This window comes from Tardiphaga sp. (assembly GCF_044336785.1).
In the GTDB taxonomy this organism is placed as follows: domain Bacteria; phylum Pseudomonadota; class Alphaproteobacteria; order Rhizobiales; family Xanthobacteraceae; genus Tardiphaga.
Map to the genome: position 1 here is coordinate 1 of NZ_JBIIOT010000148.1, position 8,463 is coordinate 8,463.

General features: G+C 62.5%; 7 protein-coding genes. All 7 read left to right on the forward strand.

Annotated features, from left to right (window positions below; genetic code table 11):
• The coding region (locus tag ACIQ2A_RS24545; protein ID WP_398484418.1) for a carbohydrate ABC transporter permease at positions 1 to 763 on the forward strand (763 nt) is incomplete at its 5' end.
• Positions 756 to 1,673: a carbohydrate ABC transporter permease gene (locus tag ACIQ2A_RS24550; protein WP_398484420.1), complete on the forward strand. Its 918-nt coding sequence runs from the start codon at positions 756 to 758 to the stop codon at positions 1,671 to 1,673. The genes ACIQ2A_RS24545 and ACIQ2A_RS24550, both read left to right, overlap by 8 nt.
• 174 nt (positions 1,674 to 1,847) lie before the next feature.
• Positions 1,848 to 2,831: a D-erythronate dehydrogenase gene (denD, locus tag ACIQ2A_RS24555; RefSeq protein WP_398484422.1), complete on the forward strand. Its 984-nt coding sequence runs from the start codon at positions 1,848 to 1,850 to the stop codon at positions 2,829 to 2,831.
• Positions 2,832 to 3,079: 248 nt separating this feature from the next.
• Positions 3,080 to 4,249, forward strand: a complete 1,170-nt coding sequence (locus ACIQ2A_RS24560; RefSeq protein WP_398484424.1) for an acetyl-CoA acetyltransferase — start codon at positions 3,080 to 3,082, stop codon at positions 4,247 to 4,249.
• Between the two features lie 6 nt (positions 4,250 to 4,255).
• Positions 4,256 to 5,788 (forward strand): class I adenylate-forming enzyme family protein, encoded by a 1,533-nt coding sequence (locus tag ACIQ2A_RS24565; RefSeq protein WP_398484427.1) that lies wholly within the window; start codon positions 4,256 to 4,258, stop codon positions 5,786 to 5,788.
• A 206-nt stretch (positions 5,789 to 5,994) separates the two neighbouring features.
• The gene (locus tag ACIQ2A_RS24570) at positions 5,995 to 7,218 is read left to right on the forward strand and encodes a CaiB/BaiF CoA transferase family protein (protein WP_398484429.1); all 1,224 of its coding nucleotides are present in this window, start codon (positions 5,995 to 5,997) and stop codon (positions 7,216 to 7,218) included.
• A 3-nt stretch (positions 7,219 to 7,221) separates the two neighbouring features.
• Entirely contained in the window at positions 7,222 to 8,388 is a 1,167-nt protein-coding gene (locus tag ACIQ2A_RS24575; protein WP_398484431.1) for an acyl-CoA dehydrogenase family protein, read from the forward strand.
• Positions 8,389 to 8,463 lie beyond the last annotated feature (75 nt).

The window sequence follows — 8,463 nt, forward strand, 5'->3', positions numbered from 1 at the left end:
CGGTGGCGTCTTTGTCGGCCTCGAGAATTACGAGTGGCTGAAGGACGACTCGATCTTCTGGCTCTCGGTGTTCAACACGCTGCTCTATACGATCGTGGCGTCCGCCATCAAATTCGCCGTCGGCCTCTATCTCGCGCTGCTGCTCAACCGCCATATGCCGTTCAAGGCGCTGATCCGCGCCGCAGTGCTGATCCCGTTCATCGTGCCCACGGTGCTGTCCGCCATCGCCTTCTGGTGGATCTACGACTCGCAGTTTTCGATCATCTCGTGGTCGCTGATCAAGATGGGCATCATCGACAGCAACATCAACTTCCTCGGCGACAGCACATGGGCCCGCGCCAGTGTGATCTTCGCCAATATCTGGCGCGGCGTGCCCTTCGTCGCCATCACGCTGCTGGCCGGCCTGCAGACGGTGTCGCCCTCGCTCTATGAAGCGGCGGTGCTGGATGGCGCGACATCCTGGCAGCGCTTCCGCTTCATCACCTATCCGCTGCTGACACCGATCATCGCGGTCGTGATGACCTTCTCGGTGCTGTTCACCTTCACCGACTTCCAGCTGATCTGGGCACTGACCCGCGGCGGTCCGGTGAACGCGACGCATCTGATGGCGACGCTGAGCTATCAGCGCGGCATTCTCTCGGGCCGTCTCGGCGAGGGCGCCGCGATCGCCACCGCCATGATCCCGTTCCTTCTGGCAGCCATCGCCATTTCCTGGTTCGGCATGCAACGCCGCAAGTGGCAGCAAGGTACTGACAATGACTGAAGCCGTCGCCGACACCGCGCGCACCGCGCCGCTGAAGCTGGACAAGGATGACTCCACCGAGGGTATGGCCTATCTGGAGTCGCTGCCCCAGCGCATCGTCACGCTCTATATTCCGCTGTTCATCATCGTGGTGATCCTGCTGTTCCCGTTCTACTGGATGGCGCTCACCTCGATCAAACCCGACGAGCAGCTGATCGACATGGAGCGGTTCAACCCGTTCTGGGTGATCAAGCCGACCTTTAAACACATCCAGAAACTGCTGTTCGAGACCAACTATCCGCAGTGGCTCTGGAACACGATGTATGTGGCAGCGGCGGCGACGTTCCTGTCCATCGTCGCCAGTGTGCTGGCTGCATACGCTATCGTGCGGCTGCGCTTCCGCGGCGCCGAAACGGTGGGCGCGCTGATCTTCATGGCCTATCTGGTGCCGCCGTCGATCCTGTTCATCCCGTTGGCCTCGGTCATCCAGGCCTATGGCCTGTTCGACTCGCCGCTGTCGCTGATCCTGGTCTATCCGACGCTCTTGATCCCGTTCTCCACCTGGCTCTTGATGGGCTATTTCAAGACCATCCCGTTCGAGCTGGAAGAGTGCGCCCTGATCGATGGCGCCTCGCGCTGGCAGATCCTGATCAAGATCATCATTCCGCTGGCGGTGCCCGGCCTGATCTCGGCTTTCATTTTCTCCTTCACGCTGTGCTGGAACGAGTTCATCTATGCGCTGACGTTTTTGCAGTCGACGCAGAACAAGACCGTGCCGGTGGCCATCGTCAATGAATTCGTCGATGGTGATATCTACAAATGGGGATCGCTGATGGCCGGCGCGCTGGTCGGCTCGCTGCCGCTGGTGATCCTGTATGCATTCTTCGTGGAGCACTATGTGTCGGCGATGACGGGCGCGGTGAAGGAATAACCCGGTGTCGTCCCCGCGAAGGCGGGGACCCATAGCCTCCGTCCTCTCGGCTGAAGCTGGGTAGCAGAGGCCTTTGTATCATTCGCTGGCTCTGAGGGTATGGGTCTCCGCCTTCGCGGGGACGACAGCCGAGAGGCCGTCGGCGCATCATCAATCAAGAAAAGGAAACATCCCTTGCACATCCTCATTCTCGGCGCCGCCGGCATGGTCGGCCGCAAGCTCACCGACAAGCTCGTGGCCGATGGCCGCCTCGGCAACACAGACATCACCCGCCTGACGCTGCAGGACGTGGTCGCGCCGGCCAAGCCCGCGACCGCCATCCCGACCGAAACCGTCACCTCCGATTTCTCCGATCCCAAGAGCGCGCCGGCGCTGGTCGCAGGCAAGCCCGACGTCATCTTCCATCTCGCCGCCATCGTGTCGGGCGAGGCGGAGGCGGATTTCGACAAGGGCTATCGCATCAATCTCGACGGCACGCGCTTTCTCATCGACGCCATCCGCGCCGTCGGTGACGGCTACAAGCCGCGTCTGGTATTCACCTCGTCCATTGCCGTGTTCGGCGCACCGTTCCCCGACAAGATCGGCGACGAATTCATCCATACGCCGCTGACCTCCTACGGCACCCAGAAGTCGATCTGCGAGATGCTGATCGCCGACTACACCCGCAAGGGCCTGCTCAATGGCATCGGCATTCGCCTGCCGACCATCTGCGTGCGTCCGGGCGCGCCCAACAAGGCAGCCTCCGGCTTCTTCTCCAATATCCTGCGCGAACCGCTGGCCGGTAAGGAGGCGATCCTGCCGGTGTCCGAAGACGTTCGCCACTGGGTGGCGTCGCCGCGCTCGGCGACCGGGTTCCTGGTTCATGCCGGTAGCATGGATCTTGAAGCCATGGGCCCGCGGCGCAATCTCTCGATGCCCGGCATGTCCGTCACCGTGGGCGAGCAGATCGCGGCGCTGGATCGCGTGGCAGGCAAGAATGTCGTCGCCCGCATCAAGCGCGAGACTGATCCGGTCATCACCGGCATCGTCTCCGGCTGGCCGCGCGATTTCGATACGGCACGTGCGCTGAAACTCGGCTTCACCACGGCGGAGAAGACGTTCGACGACATCATCCGGATCCATATCGAGGATGAACTCGGCGGGAAGTTTGTGGACTGAGCGGCGCTCTCCTGCAAACGCAGTCCCTCATCCTGAGGAGCCGCGTAGCGGCGTCTCGAAGGATGGCCGCAGGCCCCCAGCCCGGTCATCTCATGGTTCGAGACGGCGCTGCGCGCCTCCTCACCATGAGGGACGGCGTGTGGCGGGCTTCATGCAGGTCCGTCATGTCATCGCACCGGGGTGGATTCCACCTCGCACCGGTCTATATTCTCCCCAACCGCAAATCGGACCACATCGGGAGAACGACCATGACTGCCAGCATCGTTGGATGGGCGCATATGCCCTTCGGAAAGTTCGACGCCGAGACCGTCGAGAGCATGGTGGTCCGCGTCGCCACCGAGGCCATGGCCGATGCCGGCATCAGCGCATCGGATGTCGATGAAATCGTGCTCGGCCATTTCAATGCCGGCTTCTCGCCGCAGGATTTCACGGCCTCGCTGGTGCTGCAGGCCGATCCGGCCTTGCGCTTTAAGCCCGCCACCCGCGTCGAGAATGCCTGTGCCACTGGCTCCGCTGCCGTACATGCGGGGATCAAGTCGATCGCCGCCGGCACGGCGAAGATCGTGCTGGTGGTCGGCGTCGAGCAGATGACCAAAACGCCGGGGCCGGAGATCGGCAAGAACCTGCTGCGCGCCTCCTATCTGCCGGAAGACGGCGAGACCCCCGCGGGCTTTGCCGGCGTGTTCGGCGGCATCGCGCAAAAATACTTCCAGAAATATGGCGACCAGTCCGATGCGCTGGCGCTGATCGCCGCCAAGAACCACGCCAATGGCGTGCACAATCCCTATGCGCAGATGCGCAAGGATTTTGGCTTCGAATTCTGCCGCTCCGAGAGCGAGAAGAACCCGTTCGTCGCAGGACCGCTGAAGCGTACCGATTGCTCGCTGGTGTCGGATGGCGCCGCGGCGCTGGTGCTGACCGACAGCGAGACGGCCAAGACCATGGGCAAGGCTGTGAACATCAAAGCCACCGGCCATGCGCAGGATTTCCTGCCGATGTCCAAGCGCGACATCCTCGAATTCGAGGGCTGCACCGTGGCATGGCAGAAGGCGCTCAAGACCGCAGGCGTCGAGCTCGGCGATCTCTCCTTCGTCGAGACCCATGACTGTTTCACCGTGGCCGAACTGATCGAATATGAAGCGATGGGCCTGACCCCGCGCGGGCAGGGTGCCCGCGCCATCAAGGAAGGCTGGGTGCAGAAGGATGGCAAGCTGCCGGTCAATCCGTCCGGCGGCCTCAAGGCCAAGGGCCATCCGATCGGCGCCACCGGCGTCTCCATGCATGTGCTGAGCGCGATGCAGCTGCTGGGGCAGGCGCCCGAGGGCATGCAGATCAAGAACGCAAAGCTTGCCGGCATCTTCAATATGGGCGGTGCTGCGGTGGCGAATTACGTCTCGATCCTGGAGCCGGCGAAGTAAGTCGCCATGAATATCGCCCAATGGCTCGCGGCGTCGGCGCGTCTGCATCCGCAGGCGCCGGCGCTGCTGAGTGGCACCACGGTGCAGGCTGACTACGCCACCTTCGCGCTCCGCGCCGCGGCCATCGGTGCGGGACTGATGCGTGACTACAGCATAGCGCCCGGCGATCGTGTCGCGTTGTTCGCATCGAACTGCACGCAATATCTCGAATGCATGTATGCGGTGTGGTGGATTGGCGGCGTCGTCATCCCCATCAATGCCAAGCTGCATGGTCGCGAGGCCGCGTGGATCTGCGACAATGCCGGCGCGCGGCTTGCGCTCGTCGATGGTGACAGCCACGATGCGCTTGTTGCGGTGAAAGAAGACCTGCCGACAGCGATGCAGATGCTGTCGGTAGAGAGCGAGACATTTCACGACCTGCAGCATGGCGAGCCGGCCTCGATGGTACCGCTGGCGCGCGAGGACCACGATCTCGCCTGGCTGTTCTACACCTCGGGCACGACCGGCCGGCCGAAGGGCGTGATGCTCAGCCATGGCAATCTCGTCGCGATGTCCATGTGCTATCTCGCCGATGTCGACCAGGTGCATCAGCGCGATGCGATCCTTTATGCCGCGCCGATCTCGCATGGCGCCGGCCTGTATAATTTCATCCATGTCCGCATGGCCGCGCGCCACGTCGTGCCCGAGAGCCAGGGCTTTGACCCCGATGAAGTGCTCGATCTCGGCAAGGTGCTTGGCGATGTCGCGATGTTTGCGGCGCCAACCATGGTGCGCCGTCTCGTCGATGCCGCGAAGAAGCGCGGCGAAGCCGGCGAGGGTATCCGCACCATCGTCTATGGCGGCGGGCCGATGTATCTCGCCGATATCCGCGATGCCATCAACACCATGGGCCAGCGCTTCGTGCAGATCTACGGGCAAGGCGAGTCGCCGATGACGATCACCTCGCTGCCGCGCGCGTTTCATGCGGATGTCGATCACCCGTGCTATCTGGAGCGGCTCGCCTCGGTCGGTCCGGCGCAGAGCGTGATGTCGGTGCGGATCACCGATGCCGATGGCAGGCCGCTTCCCACCGGCGAGACCGGTGAGGTCGAGGCCAGGGGGCCGGCGGTCATGCTGGGCTACTGGAATAATGACAAGGCCAATAGCGAGACGCTGAAGGACGGCTGGCTCCGCACCGGCGATGTCGGCCGGCTGGATGCGGATGGTTTCCTCACGCTGTCGGACCGCTCCAAGGACGTCATCATCTCCGGTGGCACGAATATCTATCCGCGCGAGGTGGAGGAGGCACTGCTGACGCATCCCGCCGTGCGGGAAGTCTCGGCCATCGGCGTCGCCGAACCCGATTGGGGCGAGGTGGTGGTCGCCTGCGTGGTGCTGGAGCCGGGCGTGGCCGCGGATGACGCGGCGCTGGATGCGCATTGTCTCGCCAATATCGCCCGCTTCAAGCGGCCCAAGCGCTATGTCTATCTGGATGCGCTGCCGAAGAACAATTACGGCAAGGTGCTGAAGACCGAGCTGCGGGAGATGATGAAGAAGTAGCTCTCCTTGTCGTCACCCGGCTTGACCGGGTGACCCAGTACACGCCGAAGTTGGTGAGTTTACTGGATCGCCCGGTCGAGCCGGGCGATGACAGTGAGGGGCATCATCCTCCCGCGCATAAGGCTCCGCGCCCAGCGCCCTTGCGCCTGCAAAGCCGCTGCCGCTAAGACGAAAGCCAATCACACGCTTTTCGGGAGCAAACGGCTTTGGCGGGACCACTTCACGGGATCAAGATCATCGACATGACCTCGGTGATGATGGGGCCTTATTGCACCCAGACGCTGGGCGACTATGGCGCCGATGTCATCAAGGTGGAGTCCCCCGATGGTGACGTGGTCCGCGCGATCGGGCCGATGCGCAATCCCGGCATGGGACCGATTTTCCTCAATACCAATCGCAACAAGCGCTGCGTCTGTATCGACCTGAAAAAGGACGAGGGTCGCGAGGCGCTGCTGAAGCTGGTCGCGAGTGCCGATGTGCTGGTCTACAATGTCCGCCCGGCGGCGATGGTCCGGCTCAATCTCGGCTATGACGTGGTGTCCAAGATCAATCCGCGCCTGATCTATGCCGGCGTGTTCGGCTTCAGCCAGGCCGGCCCCTATGCTGCAAAGCCCGCTTATGACGATCTGATCCAGGGCGCCACTGCGCTTGCCGCCTTGAACGCGCGGATCAGCCCGGACGGCGTGCCGCGTTATGTGCCGAATGCGCTGGTCGATCGCATCGTCGGCCTCAATGCGCTTGGCGCGATCCTCGCCAGCATCGTGCATCGTGACCGCACCGGTGAGGGTCAGCGCGTCGATATTCCGATGTTCGAGACCATGGCGGGCTTCATGATGGGCGACCATATGGGCGGCCTCACTTATGATCCGCCGCTCGACAAGGGCGGTTATGGCCGTCACCTGTCGCCGGACCGCCGGCCGTACCAGACCTCGGACGGCTATATCTGCGCCATGGTCTATAACGACAAGCAGTGGAAGAGCTTTCTCAAGCATGTGGGCCGCGAGGAGTTGTTCGACGATCCGCGCTTCGCCACGTTCCCGCAGCGCATCCAGCATATCGATACGGTGAATGCCGAACTGTCGCGCATCTTCAAGACGAGGACGACGGCGGAATGGGCGAAGTTGCTGGACGAGGCCGACGTGCCATCGACGCCGATGCATACGCTGGAAAGCATGATGCAGGATCCGCATATGCTGGCGACGGATTTCTTCCAGCAGGTCGAGCATCCGACCGAAGGTGCGGTGCGTAACATGAAGGTCGCCGCGACCTGGTCGAAGACACCGGTGGACCTGTCGCGCCTCGCCTCGCATCTCGGCGAGCAGAATGCCGAAGTGCTGGCCGAGGTCGGCTATACGCCCGAGCAGATCGAGAAATTGCACAAGGACGGCGTGCTGAAGCAGGCCGCCATGCCCGATACGTCGGAGCTCTGACGCATGGATTTCGCCCTCAATGACAATCAGGAGTCCATCCGCGATACGATCGACAAGATCTGTTCGCGTTTCGACGATGCCTATTGGCTGAAGAAGGACAAGGAGGGCGGTTTTCCGATCGAGTTCCACAAGGCGATTGCCGATGCCGGCTATCTCGGCATCTGCATCCCCGAGGAATATGGCGGCTCCGGTCTCGGCATCACCGATGCCGCGATCATGATGCGTGCGATCTCGGAATCCGGCGCCGGCATGTCGGGCGCATCAGCCGTGCATATGAATGTGTTCGGGCTTAATCCGGTGGTGGTGTTCGGTACGCCGGAACAGTGCCAGCGCATGCTGCCGCCGATCGTCGCCGGCACGGAAAAATCGTGCTTCGCGGTGACCGAGCCGAATACGGGGCTCAATACGACCCAGCTCAAGACCCGCGCCGTGCGCAAGGGCGATCGCTACATCGTCAACGGCCAGAAGGTGTGGATCTCCACGGCGCAGGTCGCCGAAAAGATCCTGCTGCTGGCGCGCACCACGCCGCTGGACGAGGTGAAGAGCCCGACCCATGGGCTCAGCCTGTTCTACACCGACTTTGATCGTTCAAAGATCACGGTGCATGAGATCGAGAAGCTTGGTCGCAAATGCGTCGATTCCAACGAGCTGTTCTTCGCTGATTTCGAGATCCCGGTGGAGGATCGCATCGGCGAGGAGGGGCGTGGCTTCGAGTATATTTTGCACGGTATGAACCCGGAGCGCATCCTGATCGCGGCGGAAGCGGTCGGGCTCGGCAAGGTCGCGCTGAAGCGGGCGGCGGCCTATGCCAAGGAGCGCAAGGTCTTCAATCGCCCGATCGGCCAGAACCAGGCGATCCAGCATCCGCTCGCGAAGAACTGGATGGAGCTGGAGGCGGCATGGCTGATGGTGCTGTCGGCCGGCTGGCAATACGACAACAACATGCCGTGTGGTCCGGCTGCGAATTCCGCAAAATACCTGGCGGGCGAGGCGGGCTATCATGCCTGCGAGCAGGCGGTGATGACCCATGGCGGGTTTGGCTATGCCAAGGAATATCATGTGGAGCGATATTTGCGGGAATCGCTGATCCCGCGGATTGCACCGGTGAGCCGTGAATTGATCTTGAGCTTTATTGCCGAGAAGGCGCTGGGGCTGCCGAAGTCGTATTGATGAGAACGAGACCGATGCGATGGCGCTCTGTTCACCTCTCCCCGCCGGGGAGAGGTCGCCGCGTCTTCGCGGCGG